The 23,461-nt window shown below is 47.3% G+C and carries 25 protein-coding genes and 2 pseudogenes; 18 read left to right on the forward strand and 9 right to left on the reverse strand.

Translation table 11 applies throughout. The features are described 5' to 3' along the window. The first annotated feature begins 32 nt into the window (after positions 1–32). From mprF to ACW5MY_RS04420, 3 genes are all read left to right on the forward strand, one after another. Positions 33–2,603: a bifunctional lysylphosphatidylglycerol flippase/synthetase MprF gene (gene mprF / locus ACW5MY_RS04410; protein ID WP_014469926.1), complete on the forward strand. Its 2,571-nt coding sequence runs from the start codon at positions 33–35 to the stop codon at positions 2,601–2,603. 94 nt (positions 2,604–2,697) lie between these two features. Then, positions 2,698–3,582, forward strand: a complete 885-nt coding sequence (locus ACW5MY_RS04415; protein ID WP_013351430.1) for a PhzF family phenazine biosynthesis isomerase — start codon at positions 2,698–2,700, stop codon at positions 3,580–3,582. A 76-nt stretch (positions 3,583–3,658) separates the two neighbouring features. Further along, complete coding sequence (locus ACW5MY_RS04420; protein WP_013351431.1) at positions 3,659–4,243, forward strand: nitroreductase family protein; 585 nt, start codon at positions 3,659–3,661, stop codon at positions 4,241–4,243. Between the two features lie 36 nt (positions 4,244–4,279). On the opposite strand, the gene ACW5MY_RS04425 is transcribed toward ACW5MY_RS04420, so the two are convergent. The 3 genes from ACW5MY_RS04425 to ACW5MY_RS04435 all read right to left on the reverse strand — a co-directional run bounded on the left by ACW5MY_RS04425 (position 4,280) and on the right by ACW5MY_RS04435 (position 5,609). Next, a complete protein-coding gene (locus tag ACW5MY_RS04425; protein ID WP_013351432.1) occupies positions 4,280–4,471 on the reverse strand; it encodes a YfhD family protein in 192 nt (63 codons plus the stop codon). Positions 4,472–4,541: 70 nt separating this feature from the next. Continuing rightward, positions 4,542–4,652: a YfhE family protein gene (locus ACW5MY_RS04430; protein ID WP_003223230.1), complete on the reverse strand. Its 111-nt coding sequence runs from the start codon at positions 4,650–4,652 to the stop codon at positions 4,542–4,544. Positions 4,653–4,709: 57 nt separating this feature from the next. Beyond that, a complete protein-coding gene (locus tag ACW5MY_RS04435; RefSeq protein WP_013351433.1) occupies positions 4,710–5,609 on the reverse strand; it encodes a TIGR01777 family oxidoreductase in 900 nt (299 codons plus the stop codon). A 91-nt stretch (positions 5,610–5,700) separates the two neighbouring features. On the opposite strand from ACW5MY_RS04435, the gene recX reads away from it, so the two are divergent. From recX to ACW5MY_RS04450, 3 genes are all read left to right on the forward strand, one after another. Further along, the gene (recX, locus tag ACW5MY_RS04440; protein ID WP_289394218.1) at positions 5,701–6,492 is read left to right on the forward strand and encodes a recombination regulator RecX; all 792 of its coding nucleotides are present in this window, start codon (positions 5,701–5,703) and stop codon (positions 6,490–6,492) included. Between the two features lie 6 nt (positions 6,493–6,498). Continuing rightward, positions 6,499–6,813, forward strand: a complete 315-nt coding sequence (locus tag ACW5MY_RS04445) for a YfhH family protein (RefSeq protein ID WP_013351435.1) — start codon at positions 6,499–6,501, stop codon at positions 6,811–6,813. 247 nt (positions 6,814–7,060) lie between these two features. Further along, complete coding sequence (locus tag ACW5MY_RS04450) at positions 7,061–8,149, forward strand: MFS transporter (RefSeq protein ID WP_232469729.1); 1,089 nt, start codon at positions 7,061–7,063, stop codon at positions 8,147–8,149. Between the two features lie 38 nt (positions 8,150–8,187). On the opposite strand, the gene ACW5MY_RS04455 is transcribed toward ACW5MY_RS04450, so the two are convergent. The 3 genes from ACW5MY_RS04455 to ACW5MY_RS04465 form a co-directional block, all read right to left on the reverse strand. Further along, positions 8,188–8,580 carry a DUF2606 family protein gene (locus ACW5MY_RS04455; protein ID WP_013351437.1) on the reverse strand — a complete coding sequence of 131 codons (393 nt, stop codon included), beginning with the start codon at positions 8,578–8,580 and terminating at the stop codon, positions 8,188–8,190. Then, positions 8,543–9,457 carry a trypsin-like serine peptidase gene (locus ACW5MY_RS04460; RefSeq protein WP_061573696.1) on the reverse strand — a complete coding sequence of 305 codons (915 nt, stop codon included), beginning with the start codon at positions 9,455–9,457 and terminating at the stop codon, positions 8,543–8,545. The genes ACW5MY_RS04455 and ACW5MY_RS04460 overlap by 38 nt, the downstream gene beginning before the upstream one ends. A gap of 136 nt (positions 9,458–9,593) precedes the next feature. Next, the gene (locus ACW5MY_RS04465) at positions 9,594–9,746 is read right to left on the reverse strand and encodes a small, acid-soluble spore protein K (RefSeq protein WP_003155495.1); all 153 of its coding nucleotides are present in this window, start codon (positions 9,744–9,746) and stop codon (positions 9,594–9,596) included. A gap of 123 nt (positions 9,747–9,869) precedes the next feature. On the opposite strand from ACW5MY_RS04465, the gene ACW5MY_RS04470 reads away from it, so the two are divergent. The 6 genes and pseudogenes from ACW5MY_RS04470 to ACW5MY_RS04495 all read left to right on the forward strand — a co-directional run bounded on the left by ACW5MY_RS04470 (position 9,870) and on the right by ACW5MY_RS04495 (position 15,763). Next, positions 9,870–10,139: a YfhJ family protein gene (locus tag ACW5MY_RS04470; RefSeq protein WP_013351439.1), complete on the forward strand. Its 270-nt coding sequence runs from the start codon at positions 9,870–9,872 to the stop codon at positions 10,137–10,139. Positions 10,140–10,270: 131 nt separating this feature from the next. Further along, positions 10,271–10,798 (forward strand): SH3 domain-containing protein, encoded by a 528-nt coding sequence (locus ACW5MY_RS04475; protein ID WP_013351440.1) that lies wholly within the window; start codon positions 10,271–10,273, stop codon positions 10,796–10,798. An 85-nt stretch (positions 10,799–10,883) separates the two neighbouring features. After that, positions 10,884–11,219 (forward strand): SdpI family protein, encoded by a 336-nt coding sequence (locus ACW5MY_RS04480; RefSeq protein WP_061573694.1) that lies wholly within the window; start codon positions 10,884–10,886, stop codon positions 11,217–11,219. Further along, a pseudogene (locus ACW5MY_RS04485) lies at positions 11,212–12,077 on the forward strand (alpha/beta fold hydrolase). The gene ACW5MY_RS04480 and the pseudogene ACW5MY_RS04485 overlap by 8 nt, the downstream one beginning before the upstream one ends. A gap of 83 nt (positions 12,078–12,160) precedes the next feature. Further along, positions 12,161–13,141: a glycosyltransferase family 2 protein gene (locus tag ACW5MY_RS04490; RefSeq protein ID WP_013351445.1), complete on the forward strand. Its 981-nt coding sequence runs from the start codon at positions 12,161–12,163 to the stop codon at positions 13,139–13,141. Positions 13,142–13,177: 36 nt separating this feature from the next. Beyond that, positions 13,178–15,763 (forward strand): YfhO family protein, encoded by a 2,586-nt coding sequence (locus ACW5MY_RS04495; RefSeq protein ID WP_013351446.1) that lies wholly within the window; start codon positions 13,178–13,180, stop codon positions 15,761–15,763. Here ACW5MY_RS04495 and ACW5MY_RS04500 read toward each other — a convergent pair. After that, entirely contained in the window at positions 15,760–16,743 is a 984-nt protein-coding gene (locus tag ACW5MY_RS04500; RefSeq protein ID WP_013351447.1) for a metal-dependent hydrolase, read from the reverse strand. The two genes, ACW5MY_RS04495 and ACW5MY_RS04500, sit on opposite strands and share 4 nt — an antisense overlap. A gap of 225 nt (positions 16,744–16,968) precedes the next feature. Here ACW5MY_RS04500 and mutY point away from each other — a divergent pair, with 225 nt between their 5' ends. Further along, the gene (gene mutY / locus ACW5MY_RS04505; RefSeq protein ID WP_013351494.1) at positions 16,969–18,066 is read left to right on the forward strand and encodes an A/G-specific adenine glycosylase; all 1,098 of its coding nucleotides are present in this window, start codon (positions 16,969–16,971) and stop codon (positions 18,064–18,066) included. Positions 18,067–18,072: 6 nt separating this feature from the next. Here the strand turns inward: mutY and ACW5MY_RS04510 are convergent, their stop codons facing one another. Next, positions 18,073–18,297 carry a hypothetical protein gene (locus ACW5MY_RS04510; protein WP_013351495.1) on the reverse strand — a complete coding sequence of 75 codons (225 nt, stop codon included), beginning with the start codon at positions 18,295–18,297 and terminating at the stop codon, positions 18,073–18,075. An 82-nt stretch (positions 18,298–18,379) separates the two neighbouring features. On the opposite strand from ACW5MY_RS04510, the gene fabL reads away from it, so the two are divergent. The 5 genes and pseudogenes from fabL to ACW5MY_RS04535 all read left to right on the forward strand — a co-directional run bounded on the left by fabL (position 18,380) and on the right by ACW5MY_RS04535 (position 22,287). Further along, positions 18,380–19,132 carry an enoyl-[acyl-carrier-protein] reductase FabL gene (gene fabL, locus ACW5MY_RS04515; RefSeq protein ID WP_013351496.1) on the forward strand — a complete coding sequence of 251 codons (753 nt, stop codon included), beginning with the start codon at positions 18,380–18,382 and terminating at the stop codon, positions 19,130–19,132. A gap of 85 nt (positions 19,133–19,217) precedes the next feature. Next, a pseudogene (locus tag ACW5MY_RS04520) lies at positions 19,218–19,370 on the forward strand (gamma-type small acid-soluble spore protein); the annotation flags it as partial. A 160-nt stretch (positions 19,371–19,530) separates the two neighbouring features. Next, complete coding sequence (locus ACW5MY_RS04525) at positions 19,531–19,797, forward strand: YgaB family protein (RefSeq protein WP_003155476.1); 267 nt, start codon at positions 19,531–19,533, stop codon at positions 19,795–19,797. Positions 19,798–19,932: 135 nt separating this feature from the next. Then, a complete protein-coding gene (gene ntdP, locus ACW5MY_RS04530) occupies positions 19,933–20,463 on the forward strand; it encodes a nucleoside tri-diphosphate phosphatase (RefSeq protein ID WP_003155475.1) in 531 nt (176 codons plus the stop codon). 81 nt (positions 20,464–20,544) lie between these two features. After that, positions 20,545–22,287 carry an ABC transporter ATP-binding protein gene (locus tag ACW5MY_RS04535; protein WP_013351498.1) on the forward strand — a complete coding sequence of 581 codons (1,743 nt, stop codon included), beginning with the start codon at positions 20,545–20,547 and terminating at the stop codon, positions 22,285–22,287. A 76-nt stretch (positions 22,288–22,363) separates the two neighbouring features. Here the strand turns inward: ACW5MY_RS04535 and ACW5MY_RS04540 are convergent, their stop codons facing one another. Continuing rightward, positions 22,364–23,428: an aromatic acid exporter family protein gene (locus tag ACW5MY_RS04540; RefSeq protein ID WP_013351499.1), complete on the reverse strand. Its 1,065-nt coding sequence runs from the start codon at positions 23,426–23,428 to the stop codon at positions 22,364–22,366. Between the last annotated feature and the right edge of the window lie 33 nt (positions 23,429–23,461).

Below are 23,461 nucleotides of genomic sequence, written 5' to 3' on the forward strand. Positions count from 1 at the left end.
AATAAGCTATTTTATGATGATTGGAGAGAACATTGCTGACTAAAAAGAATGCCTTATCGATATTAAAAGTATTATTTCCTATTGCAGTTTTGCTTTTAGTCATTTATCAGTCCAAAAAGGAATTGACAGATCTTTCTTTTAAACGCACGCTGTACATTATTAATGGGATTGAGCGTTACGATTTATTTATTCTCGTTCTGCTCGGCCTCCTTGCCGTCAGTGCGATGTCCTTTTATGATTTTGTGCTGAAACGGACGCTGCGTCTCAACATTCCGAATTGGAAAGTGTTCAGGGTTTCCTTTATCGCCAATTCCTTTAACAATGTCCTTGGATTCGGCGGTCTGGCGGGTGTCGGACTGCGGACGATGCTTTACAAAGAGCACACGAATGACGTAAAACGTCTTGTCGCAGGAATCGCTTGGCTTACTTCTTCAGCTCTGCTCGGGCTGTCGGTCTTCAGTATTCTGACCGTCGCCCGGGTGCTCCCGGTGGGTGAAATCACAAGCGAGAAGCCGTGGCTGTGGGCTGTCATCGCCGGTGTGGCGCTGATTGTGCCGGCAGCTTTAATCGCCGCCCGGATCAACAATAAAAAAGCTGACACAGAAGATGGTGAAGCCAAGCCGAGGCATCCGGTTTTTTCATACATCGGAGCATCGTTTGCCGAATGGTTTGCGGCAGCCGTCGTCATGTATTATTCACTGTATGTCATGGGCATTCAAGCAGATGTCCGCCATGTATTCGGTGTATTTGCCATTGCCGCTATCGGGGGAATCATCAGCCTTGTGCCGGGAGGATTCGGCTCGTTTGACCTTCTGTTTCTGCTCGGCATGCAGAATATGGGCTTTCCGCAGGAGGCGGTTGTGACATCCATCGTCATCTACCGGATTGTGTATTCATTTATTCCGTTTGTGTTCGGGCTGTTCTTTGCGGCCGGCGACTTAACGGAAAATACGCTTAAACGGCTGGAATCAAATCCGAAGATGGCTCCTGCCGTGGAAACGACGAACGTGCTTCTCGTATTGCAGCGCGCCATCTTAATCAGAATGCTTTACGGTTCGCTGGCGCTTTTGGTTTTCGTGTCGGGAGTCGTCGTGCTTGCGTCTGTCGCCTTGCCGATCGACAGGGAGACGGTCATTCCGCATATTCCGCATCCGGCGCTTCTTGCGTTTAACGCGTTATCGTTAAGCGCGGCTTTGATTCTTTTAATTTTGCCGATTGAACTATACAAACGGACGAAACGCTCTTATTCAATGGCGGTCGCCGCGCTTGTCGGCGGTTTTGTGTTCAGTTTCTTAAAAGGGTTGAACATCAGCGCGATCTTTATTCTGCCTGTCGTTATCGTATTGCTTGTGCTGTTAAAGAGGCAGTTTATCAGAGAACAGGCATCGTATACGCTCGGCCAGATGATTTTTGCGGCCGCTCTGTTTATTATCGCCTTGTTCAACTACAATCTCATTGCCGGCTTTATCTGGGATAAAATGAATCGGCTGCTGCGCCACGATTATTTCGTCCATAACAATTCGCACATTACATACGCCACGATGACGGCCATTATTGTTGTGCCTTTGTTTTTCCTTGTGTTTACGGCAATTTATCATAAAAGATCGAAGCCGATCGGGGAAGAGGCCGATCCTGAGCGGCTGAAGTCCTTTTTGGCGGAAGAAGGCGGAAACGCGCTCAGCCACCTCGGCTTTCTCGGGGATAAGCGGTTTTATTTCTCAAGCGACGGCAAAGCACTTTTATTGTTCGGCCAGATTTCCAGAAGGCTTGTCGTGCTCGGTGATCCGTCAGGCCAGAAAGACTCTTTTCCGCTTGTAATTGAGGAATTTCTGAATGAGGCGCATAAGCAGGGCCTGAGTGTCATGTTCTATCAGATTGAACGTGAAGACATGGCGCTGTATCATGACTTCGGCTATAACTTCTTCAAGCTTGGAGAAGAGGCGCTCGTGGATATGGAGGCATTTACGCTGTCAGGAAAGAAAAAAGCGGGTCTGCGGGCGATTAACAACAAATTTGACCGCGAAGGCTACACGTTTCATGTCGGGGAACCGCCGTTTTCCTCAGAGTTTATCGCCAAACTGAAAGATATTTCGGACGAATGGCTCGGACCGAAAAAAGAGAAAGGCTTTTCTCTCGGTTTCTTCGACCGGGATTATTTGGAACAGGCCCCGATTGCTTACGTGAAAGACACAGAAGGGGAGATCATCGCTTTTGCCAACCTTATGCCGATGTATCAGGAAGGCGAGATATCAGTCGACTTAATGCGTTATCGGAAAAACGCGCCGAACGGTATCATGGACGCGCTTTTCATCCGTCTGTTTCTCTGGGCGCAGGAACAAGGGTACACCACCTTTAATATGGGCATGGCGCCTTTGTCAAACGTAGGAACGGCCTTTTCATCCTTCTGGTCGGAAAGAATCGCGGCCGTCATCTTTAACAACGTCCGGTATATGTACAGCTTCAGCGGTCTGCGGGCCTTTAAAGAAAAATACAAACCGGAGTGGCGCGGGAAATACTTGGCGTACCGCAAAAACAGATCGCTGTCCGTCACGATGATTCTCGTCACCCGCCTGATCGGAAAAACCAAAAAAAGACGCCGTTAAAAAGGCGTCTTTTTTTCTGGGTAATTAACCGAAAATTCCCGCTTCTTTTGTTATACTGAATAACATGATCATAAGGCGAAAGGAAGATTGATGAATGAAACAGGCGGACGTATTGAAATACGAAGCGTTTACCGATGTTCCTGATTTGGGAAATCCCGCGGGAATCGTTCTTAACGGAGATGATTATTCAGATGAAGAAATGCAGATGATCGCCGAAATGGCAGGATACAATGAAACATCATTTCTCTGCAAAAGCGGAGAAGCCGATTTGAAAATCCGCTATTTTACACCCGGCCATGAAATGAATTTATGCGGACATGCTACCGTTGCCTCTCTGTATGCATTAATTGAAAAGGGAAAGCTTCAGGCTGATCAGACGTATCAAATTGAAACGAAAGCCGGCATTCTTCCTGTAAAAGCCGCTGAACGAAAAGGGCGGGTGTACATCACGCTCAAACAGGCTTCCCCGCAATTTCTGCCGTTTACGGGAGACAAAGAAAAGCTTGCGGCCTCTCTCGGCATTACGGCGGAGGATTTTCACGATGAGCTTCCGATTGTTTACGGATCAACGGGAATTTGGACACTGATTGTTCCGCTGAGATCACTGGAAGCATCACGAAATATGGTGCCGGACAACACACAATTTCCCGCCATTTTGCACGATCTCCCGAAAGCGAGCGTTCATCCTTTTTCTCTGGAAACCGTGCATTCTGAAAGCGATCTGCACGGACGCCATTTTTCTTCCCCCTTTTCCGGAACGACCGAAGATCCCGTCACGGGAACCGCTTCAGGCGTCATGGCAGCCTATATGCGGCAATACGGAGGCTCCGGTGCCGAATGGCTGACGATTGAACAAGGTCAGGAAATAGGGAAAGACGGAAAAGTGGAAATCAGGATCACGGAGGAAGACGGAGAGATGAATATCCAGATGACGGGAACGGCTGTGTATGCCGAATCAATCAATCTTCAGCTTCCGTAACGGTTTACAAAAGACGGTTCTATCCGTTATATTATAAATGATAATCATTTTCAATTGAATAGGAAGGTGAATCGGCATGCCGAAAACCGAACAATCACAGCAAAACGAGAGACTTAAACATACGATCAGAAACAGAAGATCCATCCGGTCGTTTAAACCGGAAACCGTACCTTCTGAAGTCATATTAGATATGCTTGAAACGGCCGTTTACGCACCGAACCACAGGCTGACGGAGCCGTGGCGTTTTATTTACGCGGCAAGCGAAGCGGGAAAAGCAAAGCTTGCGGACAGCTACGTCTCATTTTTCAAGAAGATAAAAGATGATTTCAACGAGGAAAAAGAGCAGAACATGAGAAAAAACCTCAGCGCCGTTCCGGGATTTTTATTGGTCGTCTTAAAAGAAGATGAAAATGAATTTACGAGAAACGATGATTTCGCTGCGCTGAGCGGCATGATTCAAAACCTTCAGCTTCTCGCACATGAAAACGGCATCGGCATGGTTTGGAAAAGCGGCCGTATCATGTATGACAAACAGATGCATCAAGACTTCGGCCTTGCAGACAATGAGCGCTTTGCGGCGATCATTCAAACGGGCTATCCGGATGAACAGCCTAAGGCGAAAGAACGGACGCCGGCAAAAAGCCTGTTTACCGAACTGTAAAAAAATCCCCGTCCTTCAAGAGGCGGGGATTTTGTATTAGCGGTTTTTGCTTTTAGCTCTGTTGTCAGCGGCTTTCATCCGCGCCTGCGCTTCGCGGTCAGCGGAATCAGCAAGCTCGCTTGAATATTCCTCATATGTGCCGTCCGTTTCGCGTTTCAAAGCGTCCGGAACTTGAGGAAGCTTTTGTTTGTTTTTATCACGGTTTTTGTGAGTATGATTTCTGCCCATATCAATCGCCCCCTGAAAAAAGTGATATCAAACAAACATAGTATCTGCCCAGTCCCGATCTTTATTCAGCTTATTTCCGTTTGGCTGCTTTTTCCGCTTTTTTGAATTCACCGGAATAAAGGACTTCCTGCATTTTTTTCAGGTTGGCTCCCTGCTGATGTTTTTCGCGCTTCTTTTCCATAAAAGAAGATCCTCCTTCAAAACAGAATACCAATAGGATTGGCTTTTATTTCCGTTTTTATGCAGGTAAGAGATCCTTTAAAGCGAAATCAAGCTCTTCATACGTAAATTGAAAACCGGATGTCAGCGCCTGCTTAGGCAGGGCGCGCTGCCCTTTTACGATCAGCAGGCTCATTTCTCCCAATGCCTTCTCCAGAAAAAATTCCGGTACGGGAATCCAGTGGGGGCGGTGCAGGACGGTTGCGATCGTCTTACCGAATTGCTTCATTTCAACAGGGTTCGGCGAGGTCACATTCATCGGGCCGGACAAGTCATCATGCTCCGCCGCATAAGCGATGAGTTCCGCCGCATCATCGACATGAACCCATGACAGCCATTGCCGTCCTGAGCCGACGGTGCCGCCCGCCAACAGCTTATAAGGGAGAACCATGAGCGGCAGGGCGCCTTTTTCACCGAGCATCACGCCGAATCTGGCATATACCGTCCGAATGCCGAGCGCTTCAATTTTCTGGCCTTCACGCTCCCACATATGAGCCGTATGACTGAGGAAGTCTTCATTTGACGTATCTGACTGCTCAGTGAACGTTTTCTCTGTGCTTGTGCCGTAAATGCCGACGGCGCTTGCCTGAATTAAAGCCCGGGGTTTTTTTGCCTGCTGCCGGATAATCCGTCTGACTTCTCTCGTCGCTTCTACCCGGCTTGAGATGATTTGTTCCTTCGTTGTGTCCGTCCAGCGGTCAAAGATGGATTTGCCCGCGAGGTTCACCCATACATCAATAGGGGGAAGCTCGCGCTCAGGCGCCGCGTTTTCGGCCAGCCATTGAACATATGTCACATTTTTTTGTTCGGTTTCTCTTTGTTTTCTTGATAAAATATAGACATGATGTCCCTGGCGGGTAAACACACCTGTCAGATGCCGGCCCAGAAAACCCGTGCCGCCTGTCATCGCGATATTCATATCCATCTCTCCTTACACGTTGATAAATATACTTTACCTCATTTGCCTAAAAGAAAAACGCCTGAAAATCGGGGCGGGAAAGGAGATCGGGATGCCGTTTATTACAAAAATATCGACCCAAAAGAAAAATACCGAACGCTTCAACATCTTCCTTGATGAGAAATATGCATTCAGCGTCGACGCCGACGTGCTTGTTCGTTTTGACCTGAAAAAAGGGAAAGAACTGGACGAGCTTGACATTCTTGAAATCAGTCACGGCGATGAAGTGAAAAAAGCCTTTAACCGCGCCGTCGAATTTTTATCATACCGGATGCGCTCTGAAAAAGAAGTCCGGGACCATTTGAAAAAAAAAGAAACACCTGAGATGGTTATTTCTGAAGTCATCCACAAACTGTACGATTACCGCTACTTAAATGACAAAGAATTTGCCGAAGCCTATGCGAGCACCCACAAAAAAACAAACGGCAAAGGGCCTGACGTCCTGTTTCGCGAGCTGAAAGCGAAAGGAATAGACGAGTATACCATTAAGGAGACGCTCAGTGCGTTTACGTTTGATGAGCAGATACAGGAAGCGCTGAAACATATCGGAAAAATCCTGAAAAAAGACAAAAAGCTGTCCACAAAAGAGATCAGACAGCGGGCCCAGATGCAGCTTCAGCGAAAAGGCTTCCCTTTCGACGTCATCAATGCCGCTCTGGAGCAGACGGAGTATGAGAATGATGACGAAGCTGAGATGGAAGCTTTGAAGACTCATGCGGAAAAAGCAATCAGGAAATACCGCTATGACGGCAGCTATGAAAGCGGAATGAAGGTCAAGCAGTACTTATTCAGAAAAGGATTCTCGATTGACGACATTGAACAATTTTTGCAGGAAGAGGAGTAAGCTGAAATGGACAAACGATACAGTCAAATGACGCCTCATGAACTACAGACGGAAATTGCGGGCCTGACGGAAAAAGCGCGAAAAGCAGAACAGATGGGCATTGTAAATGAACTGGCCGTGCTTGAACGGAAAATCACGATGGCCAAAGCCTACATGCAGAACCCGGAAGACTTTCTGCCGGGCGCGGAGTATCAGATAGAAGGTACTGATGATACGTTCCGCATTGATTACATGAACGGCGTATTCGCCTGGGGACACAGATCTTCGTCGCCTGATCAGGAAGAAGCACTGCCGATTTCCGTTTTAAAAGAAAAAAGTTAACGAAAGAGACCGGATCCGGTCTCTTTTTATTTTCGGGCACATTCGTTTCACACTTTCAGTAAAAAATGTTTGAATTCATTTTCGATATCTTTTAAGATGGAATTCGTTGTTTTTTAGTAAAAGGAGGCGATTAGCGTTGAATATCAAAATGAAACAGCCATCTGTGAAATTAATGATTTTTGTTTTAATGATTTGCACTTTTTCCATCGGTTATACGGAATATGCTGTCATGGGTATTCTGACGTAGATTGCCGATGACTTTCATATACATGTTTCTTCAGCGGGTATGCTTGTTACCGCGTATGCGGCAAGCGTCTGCCTGACGGGCCCGATTGTAACGATTATCGCGGTTAAACTTCCGAGAAAGCCGGTGCTGCTCAGCTTGATGGGCATCTTTGTCCTTGCCAACCTGATGAGCGTCTTTGCGCCAAACTTCGCCGTGCTGGCGATTTCAAGAATTTTATCCGCATCCATCCACGGAGCCTTTTTTGCGATCGCCATGGTGTTTGCGAGTGAAATGGTGCCGCCTGAAAAACGTTCCGCCGCAGCTGCGTCCATGAACGGGGGATTAACCGTGGCGCTGATGCTCGGCGTTCCGTTCGGCTCTTATTTAGGGGATGTTCTTAACTGGCGGGCCGTCTTTTTCATTATTTCCGTTTTAGGCATGATCGGGCTGATCGGCCTGATGCTGGTCGTACCGAATCGAAAACCGAAAGTGATTCCGATGCTGATGAATGAATGGAGTGTCTTTAAGCATAAGCAAGTGATCTTCTCCTTTGCGATCACCATTCTCGGCTACTCCGGCGTATTTATTGCTTACACGTTTATTGAGCCGATTTTAAGAGATTCAGCGGGATTCGGCACGGTCGGCATTACAGGCGCATTATTTGCCTACGGTCTCGGCGGAGTGGCGGGGAATTTCTTCGCAGGGAAAGTGCCGCTCAAACTGCTGACGCGCACAATGATCGGTGTGATGATCGGCTTGATCGGCGTCTTGGCGATCTTCCCTTATATCGCTGTTTTTCCTGCCGCGGCCGTTTCCGCGACATTTTTATTCGGCGCATGCGCGTTCGGCACGCCGCCGCTTTTACAGACAAAGGTTATTTCTTCATCTGAAAACGGCACGACAATTGCCGCCGCGGTGAGCGTTTCCGCATTTAACCTTGCAAACGCGCTCGGCGCTTGGCTCGGCGGATTGATTCTCGGCGGAACGGGATCTTACTCATGGCTGTTTGCAGGCGGTGCGCTGATGACCGCTCTCGGCCTTGTGCTTTCCACATTCGCTCATCTGTCTGAGAAGAAAGATGTCTATGAATACCAAGTGCATAAAGGATAACAAAAAGCTTGCAGCGGATAATCCGCCTGCAAGCTTTTTTAATGTTTCAATGTAAAGCTGATCACCGTATGTTTATCGCTCTCAACTAAGGAAATATTCCGGGTTTCCGGTATGCCGTCTTTTTCAAAAACGACGGCATAGGTTCCTTCCGTCCCGCTTTTCCAGGCAATATTGCCGTGGTGATCGGTCTTGCCTATTGTCTCTCCGCGGTCTATATTCGGCTGATGATCTGACTCCGCCGCTTTCATCACTGTTACCGTCACACCGTCAGCAGGTGAGCCGTCAGCATCCTCAAAATGGAGAGTGACGGGCAGTGTTTTTTTGCCGGCGGCGGAATCATCCGCTTTGCCGCATCCGCATAAAACAGCCGCGGCGAGAAAGAAAATAAAAACTTTATTGATTTGACCAATATTGAATGTTGTCGAAAACACTATTTGTCACCCTTGTTCCCAGATTGTAAGTCGACCCGCCGTTTGTATGAACGGCAATGGCGGTCTGGCCGGTATCGCTGTAATCGTGATAAACGGGCGATCCGCTCTGGCAGCCGAACGTATCTGTCGTGTAAGTGAGTTTATATGTCTCGGCCGAACGTATCGGCTTGCTGTCAGACCACATGGAACCGGACACTTTGTCGCACGGATATCCCGTCACAGTTGAAGACAGCCCGGCCGGACTGGAACTGTTGGTCGTCCGGTAGCCGTACCAGCCGACAGTATTCCCGGGCGATCCGTCTACTTTGATTGCCCCGTAATCATAGTTGGTATCACCGTTTTCTGTCCATCCTTTGACACTGTAGAATGTCTTGCCTGAATATGATCCGTACGGATACGATGAGCCGTTGCGGCCGGGAGCTGCCGTGATTTTCGATGCCCATCCATTTTTCTGATCATACACACAATGTCCGGCTGTGACGATCGTGTCGGGATTGACAAAAAAACCGGTGCATCCGTAAGTGCTTGTGCTGCCGCTGTATGTAACGGTCAGCTGTGCTGTCGCGCGATAAGGAAATGATGTTGTCGGAGAAATTCTGATTCGTTCGTCTGTCCCTATAATACTGGAAGGCTTTAATGACTTGATGTCGGCTATGCCGTTGTTTTGTGCAGGCTGTCTTTTGGTGAGGCACGATCCTTCATAAGCGGGAGATGTTTGTGTTGTTTTTACAGGCTGATTCGGACTTGCGTCAAACTCCTCACCGCTGCTTGAAACAGATGTCTGCGGACTGCCTTGGGCTTCTGCTGAAACAGCAAATAATGAAACGGACAGAAAGAATGCGGTAAAGCTCAGCAATCGTTTTGAAACTGTCTTCATTGTATAAAACCCCCTCCTTTTTTGTCTACCGGCTTTCGGTTTAACATTTAACATATTATGGAATCTGTTTGGCGTTATGACCTTTTTTCGCCGCAAAAAAGAGACCGGGCCATTCCCGGTCTCTTTACGTTATGTGTTATCGTCTGCCTGAAGCTCTCATGCGCTCTTGCGGGTGCGAATTAATTGAACCGTCGGCCCGTTTAGAAGCGTAGTCATCCTTTGCCCGCGGTTCGCCTTCAAACTTATTGTTGTTCTGATTTGGAAATCCTTTTGCCTTGTTCCGGACCATTTGTTTTCCCCCTCGGCCAATATCAAAAGGTTGCGCCTTCTGGACTGAAGACGTAAAGTTAGTATATGCCTGTGACAAGCTGTGTAAAAGCAGCAGGTTTTCCCAAGGAAAGGAGACAGAGACATGAATACATATATCGACAAACTGACGAATTTGCTGCTTGAGAAAAATGACATGATCAGCTATTTGCAAGCGCGAACTTGGGTTGAGCTCTTATGGGGAGATTTCGAAGCGACTTACGCAAAAGCCGGCCGCCCGTATCAAGGAGAGCAAATGACAGAACGCGTTGTCAAGGAATGGATTGAATCATACGGCAGCAAGCTCCATATGTTCCAAAGCATGCGGGAAGACGTTTCTCATTATTTGGATCAAAGCAGGGGTCTCCTGCATTAACATACCAGTGCGTCCGCCGGATACAGTCCGGCGGTTTTTTCTTTTGATAAAAGAAATAGGAAAAACATGTTTGATAACCCGCGGAGTGTGGAAATGTGTAATAACTTATAAAATAGCGGGGAGGAACCACAATGAACATGAAAAAAGGGTTAACCGCATTTATTCCGGCCGCAGGACTTTGCTTATTTTTAGCCGCAGGCACCGTTTTTTTTGATCCGGCAGCGAATGCCGCACCAGCTCAACAGACAAAACTGGACACCGCAGCAGATACATATATCGTGAAAGCAGGAGAACTTAACGTCCGTAAAGAACCAAATAAACAAGGGGTGATTGTCGGTACGCTCCGTTCAGAAGATGCCGTAAAGGTTAAACAGCTTGAAGGGGCAGATTGGGCCGAGATTGACTACAAAGGTCAGAAAGCCTATATCTCCACCCATTTTCTGATGAAGCAGCCGATGAAGGCAGTGACCGCGAAACAAACCGTTTTTTATACGCCGACTTTGGAAACCGGCAAAAAAAGCTCCGTTAAAGCGGGGGAAACCGTCAATGTGCTCGGCTGGGGATTCAGCCATGACGGAGGATTTGACCGTAAATGGGCGTACGTCACATACGACGGGAAAGCAGGTTATGTGAAGACGGCCGACTTAGCTCAAAAATAAAGATTCAGGCAGGCGGATGAGCATGCTTTTTTTCTGAAACTTTCCGCCTTTCCTTTCGTATGAAATGAAAAGGAGAGTGACGGATATGATAATGATAATCGGCGGCCTTCTGATGGCTGCGGCCGGCATTTTAGTCACACTTTTCCCGCCGAAGTCAATTAACAGCCTGTACGGATATCGGACGAAACGCTCTATGGCGGATGAATCCCAGTGGAGAGAAGGCAACCGTTTCAGTGCGCTCCTCATGATTTTGTTCGGCTTTCTGATGGCTGCAGCCGGATTTGCGGGCAGCCTGCTTATTCAGCTCACTCAGCCGTACAGCCTGATCGTTCAAGCCGTATTATTGATCGCGATCAGCGCCCTGATCATAGCCTTAACAGAAAGAAGATTAAAACAAAGGGGAGGAGAACCGATTGAATGACATCACTTTTCATATGATCGAAACAAACGGGGTGACGCTGCACACGCTTCAGCCGGTCCGAAAGACGGCCCTTTGGCGGTGCTGCTGCACGGGTTTCCGGAGTTTTGGTACGGCTGGAAGAGCTAGATCAAACCGCTTGCCGATGCCGGATACCATGTTGTCGTGCCTGATCAGCGCGGCTATAATCTCAGTGATAAACCTGAGGGTATTGAAAATTATACCATTGATACGCTCAGAGACGATATTATCGGGCTGATCACTCATTTTACAAATGACAAGGCCGTCGTCATCGGGCACGATTGGGGAGGAGCCGTGGCCTGGCACTTGGCATCCACCCGGCCGCAATATGTTGAAAAGTTGATCACGGTCAATATTCCGCATCCGGCGGTTATGCGGAAGGTCACCCCGTTCTACCCGCCGCAATGGAAGAAAAGCTCTTATATCGCTTACTTTCAGCTTCCCGAAAAGCCGGAACGGAGATTATCTGAAGACAATTACCGGGTATTGGATCACGCGATCGGCTTATCCGAACGACCAGAGCTTTTTTCACGGGAAGATGTCGACAGCTACAAACAGGCGTGGGACAGAAAAGGAGCGCTCACAGCTATGCTGAACTGGTACCGGGCGATCAGAGCCGGCGGTTTAGGACCTGCCGTACCGTTTAAAATGCCCGTTCCGTACCGATTGATATGGGGCGTCAATGACCGCGCGCTAAGCAAAAAGCTCGCCGCGGAAACAAAACGGATGATTCCAAACGGCGAACTAATATTCATCGATGATGCCTCCCATTGGGTCATTCACGAAAAACCGCGCATCTTTCTTACCCTTGTAACGAAAAATGGGTTTAAACGACATTAAAAAAAGGAAAAGCCTTACTGAAGTTTTGCGGACTATGCCTTTAAGGCCGTACTAAAAAAGAATAATACAAAGAAGGTGCCTTCATGAAACAAAGGTTAATCTCAATTATTATTCCGTCTTACAATGAAGGGAATAACGTCAAGCTCATTCATGAATCTTTAAAAAAAGAGTTTCAGACGATTCATTATGACTATGAGATTTTCTACATCAATGACGGAAGCGCGGATGATACGCTTCAGCAGATTAAAGAACTGGCCGCCAGAAACCATCGCGTCAAATACATATCTTTTTCCCGCAACTTCGGAAAAGAAGCGGCCATCTTGGCAGGATTTGAACACGTGCAGGGCGAAGCGGTAATCGTGATGGACGCCGACCTGCAGCATCCGACGCATCTGCTGAAAGACTTCATTCAAGGCTATGAAGAAGGGTATGACCAAGTCATTGCGCAGCGCAACCGAAAAGGGGACAGCCCCGTGCGTTCCGTGCTTTCTTCCCTGTATTATAAATTTATCAACAAAGCCGTCGAAGTGGATCTGAGTGACGGGGTCGGAGATTTCCGCCTGCTGAGCCGGCAGGCCGTTGATGCCCTTTTGAAGCTGAGTGAAGGGAACCGTTTCTCAAAAGGGCTGTTCTGCTGGATCGGGTTTGACCAGAAAATCGTATTTTATGAAAATGTCGAAAGGCAGAACGGCACGTCCAAATGGTCATTCAGCAATCTGTTCAACTACGGAATGGACGGCGTCGTCTCCTTTAACAACAAGCCGCTGAGGGTTTGCTTTTTCACCGGCATTCTGATATTGCTTCTGTCGATGGTTTATATTGTCACGACATTTATTCATATTCTGACACACGGCGTGTCCGTACCCGGCTACTTCACGATTATTTCCGCCGTGCTGTTTTTAGGAGGCATCCAGCTTTTGAGTCTCGGCATCATCGGGGAGTACATCGGCCGGATTTACTATGAAACAAAAAAACGCCCGCACTATTTAATTAAAGAAGCGAATATTACGTACGGAGAACAAAATGAAACGAATTATACAAAAAAGCGCAAGTGGAACCATTAAACAGCCGCCGCTGTGCGCAGGGTATGGAGACGTTGTATGAAAAAAAATAAATGGATCTTGCCGGCTGCCTGTGTGCTGGCTGCGGCAGCCGCTCATGTCTTTTTCTTAAAAGAGTGGTCGGCAGGCCGCTATATGACGGGGTCTGGAGACGGGATCGCCCAAATGGCGGTCTTCAAAAAGCTGCTGTTTGACCAATATATGAACGGCAGGCTGTTTTACAGCTATTCGTTCGGACTGGGCGGGGGAGTGTACAGTCAGCTCGGCTATTATTTCTCTACTTCTTTTCTTTTTCTGTTTATTTCCGCCGCTGTCCGCATTCTGCAGCTTATTCAGCTGTCGGGCGAGGCAGATGCACTGTTTTGGGCTCAGGCCTCCGTTTTTATCAGCATCGCCAAGCAGAGTTTCATCATATTCACGGCGGCCTGTGTGTTCCGCTATTTCGTCAAACGGCCGGTGCCTGCTTTTGTTGGAGCCGTTTTGTATGGGAGTTCGATTATTTACTTCCGGCATGAGGTGTATTGGGACTTTTTCACTGACAGTATGGTGTGGCTGCCGCTGCTCGTGTTCGGCGCGGAAAAGATCATTAGGGAAAAAAAGCCGGCGTGGTTTATCTTCGCCTGTGCGCTGACATTGATCAACAACTTTTATTTTGCGTATATTAATCTGATTTTCATCGGCATTTACATCTTATTCCGGTGGATCATCCGTCTTGAAGACAATGAGGCGAAAAGGCTCACTCAATGCCGGATGTTTATTCTGTCAGGCCTGCTCGGCTTCGGTATAAGCGCGGTCTCCTTTATCCCTGTCGTTTACGGATATCTTCATAATCTGCGGCCGCCGTATTCACAGCATATTGATTGGCTTGATTTTTCCGACAACATTTTATTTTCAAGCCGGATTATCATCCTGCCGGCGGCTTTTTTGCTTTTTCTATTTACATTTTCTTTATACAAAAACCGGTTGTTCCGGCTGTTTGCGGGAATCAGTCTGCTGTATATTCTGTTTCACTTCAGTCCGTTTGCGGCAAGCGCCTTTAACGGTTTTTCAGCTCCGCAAAACAGGTTTGAATACGTCCTGTGCTTCACGGTTGCAGGAACGGTTGCAGTAGGGCTTTCTAAGCTTTCGGATATCAGCAGGAAGAGTATGCTGATGTCCGCCATACTCGCCGTTCTGCTCTATTGGAGCCAGGTGAGGCGGTTCAGCCTGGATATTTCTGATCACGCCTACCTGCCCATCCTGCTTCTTCTGGGGCTGACCATTGCCGCTTTTTTTGCAGCAAAGGCAAGACTGAAAGGCGCGGTGCCCGCCGTTTATGGCGTCATTCTGCTGACTGCGGTGCTGACGGCCAATACATATGAAAAATATGCTTTATCAGAAGGCGGGAAGATTTATACGGTATCACATACATTTATGACGGGTCCTGACTATAAAGGCAAAGAACAAGCAGAGCTCATTCAGCGTCTGAAAGAAAAAGACCCGGACCCCTTTGCCCGTTTAGATTGGATGAACGGCGTATTCAATAATACCCCGATCATATACGGGTTCAACGGATTCAGCGTTTACTCAAGCATCCTGAACCGCAATCTGCTGTCCTTCTACTGGAATGACCTCCAGATTGACATGGGCAGAGAAAGCGTAAGCCGCTATGCGACATTAGGAAACAGGGCTAATTTATACAGCCTGCTTTACGGAAAATATTATATGACGGAAAAAACAAACGAGGCCGGCGTGCCGTACGGGTTCAAAAAGATCATGGAATCATCCCGCTATGCGGTTTATCAAAATCAATATGTACTTCCGTTCGTACGGACAGCCGATCGAGTATATAACGAGGACGACCTGAAAAAAGCGCCCGCCCTAGCCAGGGAACGGGCAATGCTTGACGGGATCGTCACGGAATCGAACACAACAAAAACGAAAAAACCGCCAGAAGCGGAAAATATCATCCGTCAGGCAGAGATAGCCCCCGAACATGCGGATTATCGTGACGGCATCCTGACGGTAAACGAAGACGGAGGCGGCCTGATCATTACGCCGCACGGCGCCGCGGCTGACGGCGGAGATTATTACGTCAGCTTTTATTTAATGAACAAAGCGAAGGACCAGGGCTTTACATTAAAAGTGAACGATTACACGACAACGAGAAAATCGAATCAATCCATTTACAAAACAGGTGTCAACGATCTCACCGTCAGAGTGCCGAAAACAAAAAACATCCAAATCCGGCTGCCGAAAGGATCGTATCAGCTCGACAGACTGGCGCTTTACGAAGAACGGTACGCGACGCTGAAAAGCGCATACCGAAAAGCGGAAAAAGAACCGCCAGCCGACCTCAGCTGGCGCGGAAATACGCTTCATATTTCGTATGAAAACAAAACCCGCGCGCCGTATATCATGCTTCCGATTCCATATGAAAAAGGCTGGGAGCTGAAAATAAACGGCAGACAAGAACAGATTGAAAAAGCGGATTATTCCTTTATCGGATTTAAAGCGCAAAAAGGAAAAAATGATATTCAATTAACGTATTATCCGCCGTATTTTAAACCGGCGGCCGCTATATCGGTGATCAGTCTCGTGTTTGCCGTTATATATGTGAGAAGACAAAAAAAGCCCGGCTCTTAAACAGAGCCGAGCTTTAATTTTTTCTGCAGTTTTTCCTCGCTGAAAATCCAGCCCGTGTAAGAAGAAAGAACCTCTAAATCATGACTGAGGTGGACGATGGCGACAAAAGGATAGTGGCCTTTGCTCCGGTAGCGCAAATCAATAAAGCGCACCTCATAATGATCTTTAAAGGTATCGACCTCCCACCTGTAAACGGGGGAAAACGAAAGAAAAGCTGCAATATTTTCATCTTGTTTCGCCGCCTTCATCACATCGGTTTCCGGAACGGGCACACGGTTGAATGTATCCAATATCACAACATGACCGTCAAGGCTTCTGCCGACATAAAAGGCATGGGCCGTCGTTACGGCGATACGCCACTGCCTGAATTTCATCGTCGGCGAAATGATGATGGTTTCAATCTCCTCTTCAATCATCTCGCGCAGCCGCAGCTTTATCCGCAGCTGCATGATAATCCGGACGGCGTAATAACCCGCAAGGATGATATACAGCGTCAAAAATGTCACGCCCGGATGACCTCCGATATACCACACGGCAATCGCGGCCAAATGACTGATGAAAATAAACGGGTCAAAGGTATTGATTATACCGAGAGCGACCCATTTTCGCGAAAACGGGCGGATGGCCTGCGTTCCGTACGCGTTAAAAATGTCCACAAATACATGCAAAACGACAGCCAGAAGCGTCCACAGCCACAGGTGCAGCAAGTTCGCTTCCGGGTAAAATATAAACAAAATGCCCGGAATCAGAATGGACCAAAATAAAACGGCGGGAATGGAGTGTGTGAACCCTCTATGATTTCGAATATAAACAGCATTATTTTTCAGCTTCAATATGGTATCAATATCAGGTGCCTGAGAGCCGGCAAGAGCGGCGATCATAACTGCCTGAGACATGGGGGTATGCATGCCGACGGCAGGATCAAGAGTTGCGATTCCGCCAAGCGCGATGCCCATGACAACGTGAGTGCCAGTATCCATTGGTGACCTCCTAGCAGGCGTTAAAAATCAGTCCGCCCGCATATTTCCATTATAAGATATTCCCCATTTTCTGTTTGCCCAATCATGGCGTGTATCAGCCGTTTTCATATGTTTCCGCTTTTTCTTTATCTCTATTTAATGTAACATATTATCGTAACGTGCCCTTAGTTTACACCAAAATACAGTGTCAAGAAAAGCGGGACCCGAAACATCTGAGGAGAAGATATGAACGCACTTGAAGAAAAAATGAAACAAAAAGATATAGACAAATTTCGCGAGGACTTAATTACATGGTTCGAAAGAGAACAAAGAATTCTGCCATGGAGAGAAAATCAGGACCCGTATCGGGTGTGGGTGTCAGAGGTCATGCTGCAGCAGACGCGGGTAGAAACCGTCATTCCTTATTTCCGGCGGTTTGTTGAGCAGTTTCCGACCGTCTCGGCGCTTGCTGAGGCCGATGAGGAAAAAGTGCTCAAAGCCTGGGAAGGGTTAGGCTATTACTCCCGTGTGAGAAATCTGCAAAGCGCCGTACAGGAAGTGCACGAGCGGTATGGCGGAATCGTTCCTGCTGAGGAAAAGGAATTCGGCGGACTGAAAGGCGTCGGCCCTTATACAAAAGGCGCCGTGCTCAGCATCGCATACAACAAACCGATTCCCGCCGTAGACGGCAATGTGATGCGTGTCATGTCGAGAATTCTTTCCATATGGGACGATATCGCAAAACCTAAAACCAGAACGATTTTCGAACAGGCGGTATCAGCTTTCATTTCTCATGAAAAACCATCTGAATTCAATCAGGGTTTAATGGAGCTCGGCGCGATCATCTGCACCCCGAAATCTCCGTCCTGCCTGCTGTGTCCCGTGCAAAAGCACTGCTCGGCATTTGCAGAAGGGACAGAGAGGGAGCTGCCCGTTAAAAGCAAAAAGAAAAAACCCGGAGTAAAAACAATGGCCGCCGTTGTGCTGACAGACGACCAAGACAATGTCTATATTCATAAACGGCCGCCAAAAGGATTGCTCGCCAATCTGTGGGAGTTTCCGAATACCGAAACCCAAAAAGGAACCAAAACCGAACGAGAGCAGCTCGAAGCCTTTTTAGAAAAAGAAATGGGAGCAACCGCTGAAATCGGAGAGCTGGAAGGCATCGTAGAACATGTTTTCACTCATCTCGTCTGGAATATTTCGGTCTTTTTCGGTAAAGTAAAACAAGTGTCGGACACATCAGAATTAATACGGGTCACAAAAGGGGAACTCGAAGAATACGCTTTTCCCGTTTCCCATCAAAAGATTTGGAAAATGGCGGACGAAGGCGGCCGCCGGTAAGAAGCGTCAGTCATAGCTGACGCGTGTGCCGTGGCCGTAATCCGCCTCATTCCGTTTCAGTCCGCCCCGGGCTTCAATTTCCTGAATCAGCTCCCGGTATTTGGACTGGCCTTCTTCGTTTAAATACGGCATAATTTGCTGGAAGGCATGATGGAAATAGGCGAGCTCTGAATCCTTCCAATCTTTTTTTGGCATCATGGCCAATTCGCCCATATCACGTCCGACATACATATGAAAAGACCCCTTTCAACAGGTAATGCTTTTATTGTTTGTTGAATGAAAAGAACTATACGCAGCAAGGAGCTGAGGAAAAATGGAACAAAATAAATGCGCATTAATCACGGGAAGCAGCCGCGGCGTCGGGAAAGCAGCAGCCATCAGACTCGCGGAAAAAGGCTACAATATCGTAATCAATTACGCCCGCAGTAAAAAAGCGGCGTTAGAAACAGCTGAAGAAATTGAAAAACTTGGCGTCAAAACGCTCGTCGTTAAAGCCAATGTCGGCCAGCCGGCAAAAATCAAAGACATGTTCCGTCAGATCGACGAAGCCTTCGGCAGACTCGACGTGTTCGTCAATAACGCGGCTTCAGGCGTGCTGAGACCGGTCATGGAACTTGAAGAAACGCATTGGGACTGGACAATGAATATTAACGCAAAAGCATTGCTTTTCTGCGCCCAGGAAGCGGCAAAGCTGATGGAAAAAACCGGAGGCGGCCACATCGTCAGCATCAGCTCACTTGGCAGCATCCGCTATCTTGAGAACTATACGACGGTCGGTGTCTCAAAAGCCGCTTTAGAATCATTAACCCGTTATCTGGCGGTTGAGCTTTCGCCGAGAAATATCATCGTGAATGCCGTTTCAGGCGGAGCGATTGATACAGACGCGCTGAAGCATTTCCCTAACAGAGAAGAATTGCTTGAAGATGCCCGTCAAAATACGCCGGCCGGAAGAATGGTCGAAATTAAAGACATGATCGACACGGTGGAGTTTTTAGTTTCTTCAAAAGCGGACATGATCCGCGGTCAGACCATCATTATTGACGGCGGACGCTCTCTGCTCGTGTAAGTTTTTTTAAAAAGATGAATAGCCTGATCGTCTCCTGCGCATTCTAAATTGCGTGGAGGTGATAACAATGGAAAACTCAAAATACAGCAAAACTGACGTTCAGCAGGTGAAAAAACAAAACCAGCAATCAGCTTCCGGCCAAGGTCAATACGGTACTGAATTCGGAAGTGAAACTGATGCGCAGCAGGTGAGAAAGCAAAACCAATCTGCTGAGCAAAACAAACAACAAAACAGCTAATCACTGAAACAAAAAAGCACTTCATCTTCGGGTGGAAGTGCTTTTTTCTTTTATCAAAACGACAAAACTTGTGATTCCTCTACAGAATGAGTCAAAGGGTTTTCCGGCAGAAACTCGAAATGGTAAGTAGTATCAACCTAAAAGCCTAAGGAGGAACCCGATGTCAGAGTTTGAAAAGCTTGTAAGTGAACAGATGAAGATCATGGATCAGCTTCTCGAGCTGCAGTCAGAACTTGACCGCTGCCGGCAGGTGGAAGCGGAACTCATCAGTCTGGAAAGAGATGCAAAGCTGGACAATGTACAGGACGAAATTGCGACAAAGCGAAAAGATCTGGCCGGCATACAGGAGTTATTCCAAAGGCAGACAGAGCAAGTCATCCAGTCTTATCGCAGCACGGAAAAGCCGTCTTCCTATGTGCAGAAATGAATGTGCCATTCCGGAAGCGGAGTGGTTCTTTTATTTTCATTTTTTAATTCGTAACGTTATAATAGTGAAAAGACTTGTCGGAAAGCAATTGCGGCTGCATTGACTGCAGGGCTTTACAGAAAGTAGGGGAGAAATATGGGATATCCCAAGGAAGGAGAAACGATTCAAATTCACAGCTATAAGCATAACGGGCTGCTTCATCGAATTTGGAACGAAACGACGATTTTAAAAAGTACGGAATTGTGTATCATCGGAGCTAACGACCGGACAATGGTGACGGAATCCGACGGACGGACGTGGGTGACCAGAGAACCGGCGATATGCTACTTTCATGCCCGTCAGTGGTTTAACGTCATCGGAATGCTGAGAGATGACGGAGTTCACTATTATTGCAACATCAGCTCGCCGTTCGCTTATGACGGAGAGGCCATCAAATATATTGATTACGATTTGGATGTCAAAGTGTTTCCGGATATGACATATAACATTCTGGACGAGGATGAATACGATGATCACCGCAAATCAATGAATTATCCTAAAGAGATCGACAGCATTCTGAAGGAGTATCTGAATACGCTGCTGCACTGGATTCATCAGCGGAAAGGCCCTTTTGCTCCTGAATTTGTTGATATGTGGTATGAACGGTATCTGCGCTATACAAAATAAAGAATACAATAAAAACCTGTTGGGGTGTCAACAGGTTTTTCACATGGGCTCACACGCCTTAAAGAGAGAGGGGGATAAAGTGTGGGCGTAATCAGACGCTATATGCAATTTGTAAAACCCTATAAAAAACAAATCTTTATCACAGTGTTAATCGGTATCATAAAATTCTCCATCCCGCTGGCTCTCCCGCTTCTGTTAAAATACGTGGTCGATGACATTATTCAAGGGAGCGGAACGGCAAGCGCTAAAACATCGACACTATTCACGATTATGGGCATCATGTTCGTGCTGTTTTTAGTTCTGCGTCCCCCGGTAGAGTATTATCGGCAATATTTCGCGCAATGGACGGGAAGCCGGGTGCTCTACGATATCAGGGGAGTATTGTTTGACCATATTCAAAAACTGAGCCTGCGGTTTTATGCCAACACGAGAACGGGCGAAGTCATTTCCCGGGTGATAAATGATGTCGAACAGACAAAAGACTTTGTCATAACGGGACTGATGAATATCTGGCTTGATATGATGACAGTGCTGATCGTCATCTGCATTATGTTCACATTGGATGTCAAACTGACATTGATTTCTGTCATTTTGTTCCCGTTATACGGCATTTCAGTGAAATACTTTTACGGCCGTCTCCGGAAACTGACACGCGAGCGCTCTCAGGCACTCGCTCAGGTGCAGGGGCATTTGCACGAAAGAGTTCAGGGAATGCCCGTTATCAGAAGCTTCGCGATTGAAGAATATGAGCAAGCCAATTTTGATGAAAAGAACGGACATTTTCTTGACAAAGCGATCCGTCATACGAATTGGAACGCCAAAACGTTTGCGGTCGTAAATACCATTACGGATTTGGCGCCGCTGCTCGTTATCGCGTTTGCGGGCTATTTTGTCATAAACGGCCCGCTGACCGTAGGGACGATGGTTGCGTTCGTCGGCTACATTGACAGAATGTACAATCCGGTCAGAAGACTGATCAACTCATCGACGACGCTGACCCAGTCGATCGCTTCAATGGACCGCATATTTGAATTTATCGACGAACCGTATGAACTGACTGATAAACCGAATGCGGTAAAAGCTGACGGCATTAAAGGCGAGGTTGAATTTCGAAATGTCTCCTTCCGTTACGAAGAAGGGAAAGAATCGATATTGCGGGACGTTTCTTTAAAGGTGACAAAAGGGGAAACCGTGGCACTCGTCGGGATGAGCGGCGGCGGTAAATCGACACTTGTCAGCCTTATACCGCGTTTTTATGATGTGTCCGGCGGCAGCCTGCTCATTGACGGCACCGATATTCGCGATTATGAAGCGAGAAGCCTCCGCAATCAAGTCGGAATGGTGCTTCAGGATACATTTCTGTTCAGTGAGACGATTCGTGAAAATATCGCCATCGGTAAACCGGGAGCGTCTTTGGATGAGGTGGTTGCGGCTGCGAAAGCGGCAAATGCCCATGAATTTATTATGGGCTTCCCAGAAGGCTATGAGACCAAAGTCGGCGAACGGGGCGTCAAATTGTCAGGCGGACAGAAACAGCGGATCTCCATCGCCCGTGTTTTCTTAAAAAATCCGCCGCTGTTAATTTTGGATGAAGCGACATCCGCTCTTGATCTTGAAAGTGAACACTACATTCAGGAAGCGATGGACAAGCTTGCGAAAAACCGGACGACATTTATCGTCGCTCACAGGCTGTCCACGATTACGCACGCGGATAAAATTGTCGTTATGGAAAACGGCGCCGTCATTGAAACCGGCACGCATGAGGAATTAATGGCGCGGGAAGGCCAGTACAGACACTTATTTACGATCCAGAATTTAAACTGACCGAAAAACTTATGCCGTCCGATTTGGCGGCATAAGTTTTTTTATACAAAAAACCCGGTTCTGCTGAAGCACCGGGTTACTCATCGTCTGTTTCTAATTCGCTGTCTTTCGGGTGGTATGTCTGAAAACTCGTGATTAACGTATCGAGATGCTCCAGCTGTTCGCGGTATTCCGCAACCGCAGCCATAATGCTGAGCATATTGTAATCAAGCAGTTCATCTTCGCAGTTCTGCTGGTTTTTTAAGAAAGACTTCGTCAAAAGCTGTTTATATCTAATGCTTTCTTCAGCATCGTCATCATGCGGTTTAATCTTGCCGACTGTCCGCATCAGAACTCTTTCGTGCCAATGAAGCAGATAATCGATTTCTTCTGTCAGCGTCTCCTGAAATTCCTCCGGCATATGATAAATCTCATTTTCATAGCGGTGCAGCTTTTTCAGCATATCAAGCGCCCGATTCGCCGTAATAATCGCCTGTCTGAATAATACAAGCTTGCGTGACTTTACATACGTCGTTTTCTTAAAGTAGCTTCTTTCCTCTTTATAAAGAAGGTACGTATGATCAAGCTTCATCATCTTTTCCTTCAGCTTCTCAATATCCTCTTTCAATATCGAGTGCTCCGTAGACTGGCGCATCGTCAGCCTGATCCATTTCATGATCTCATCGGTATATTCAACCGTATGATGAGTCAGCTTCGTTTCGTATTTCGGCGGAAGAAACACAAGGTTCACAATGAAAGAAGACAGCACCCCTAAAATAACGGTGCTTGTTCGTATCAGAGCGAACGTCAGGAAGCTGTTTCCCGGTGTTTCCAAAATTGCGATAACCGTCACGAGCGCAATCGAAATGGTGTGTTCAATTTTCAGTTTTAACATAATCGTGATGACAATCACTGCGGTCAGTCCGATCATAATCGGACTCGGTCCGAAAATCAGTCCGAATACCGTAGCGATGACAGCGCCGATGATATTTGCCTGCACCTGATCAATAATGATAAGAAAAGACCTGTAAATAGAGGGCTGTATGGCAAATATAGCTGCAATCCCGGCAAAGATCGGCGACGGAAGTCCGATCCATGATGCTAAGTAGAGCGCGAGCGTAATCGCAATCCCTGTTTTAAAAATGCGGGCACCAAGTTTCATTGGTTTGTGCGTGCATTCCTTTCTCTAATAAAT

The sequence above is a fragment of the Bacillus sp. Bwzl_19 genome (genome assembly GCF_054900515.1).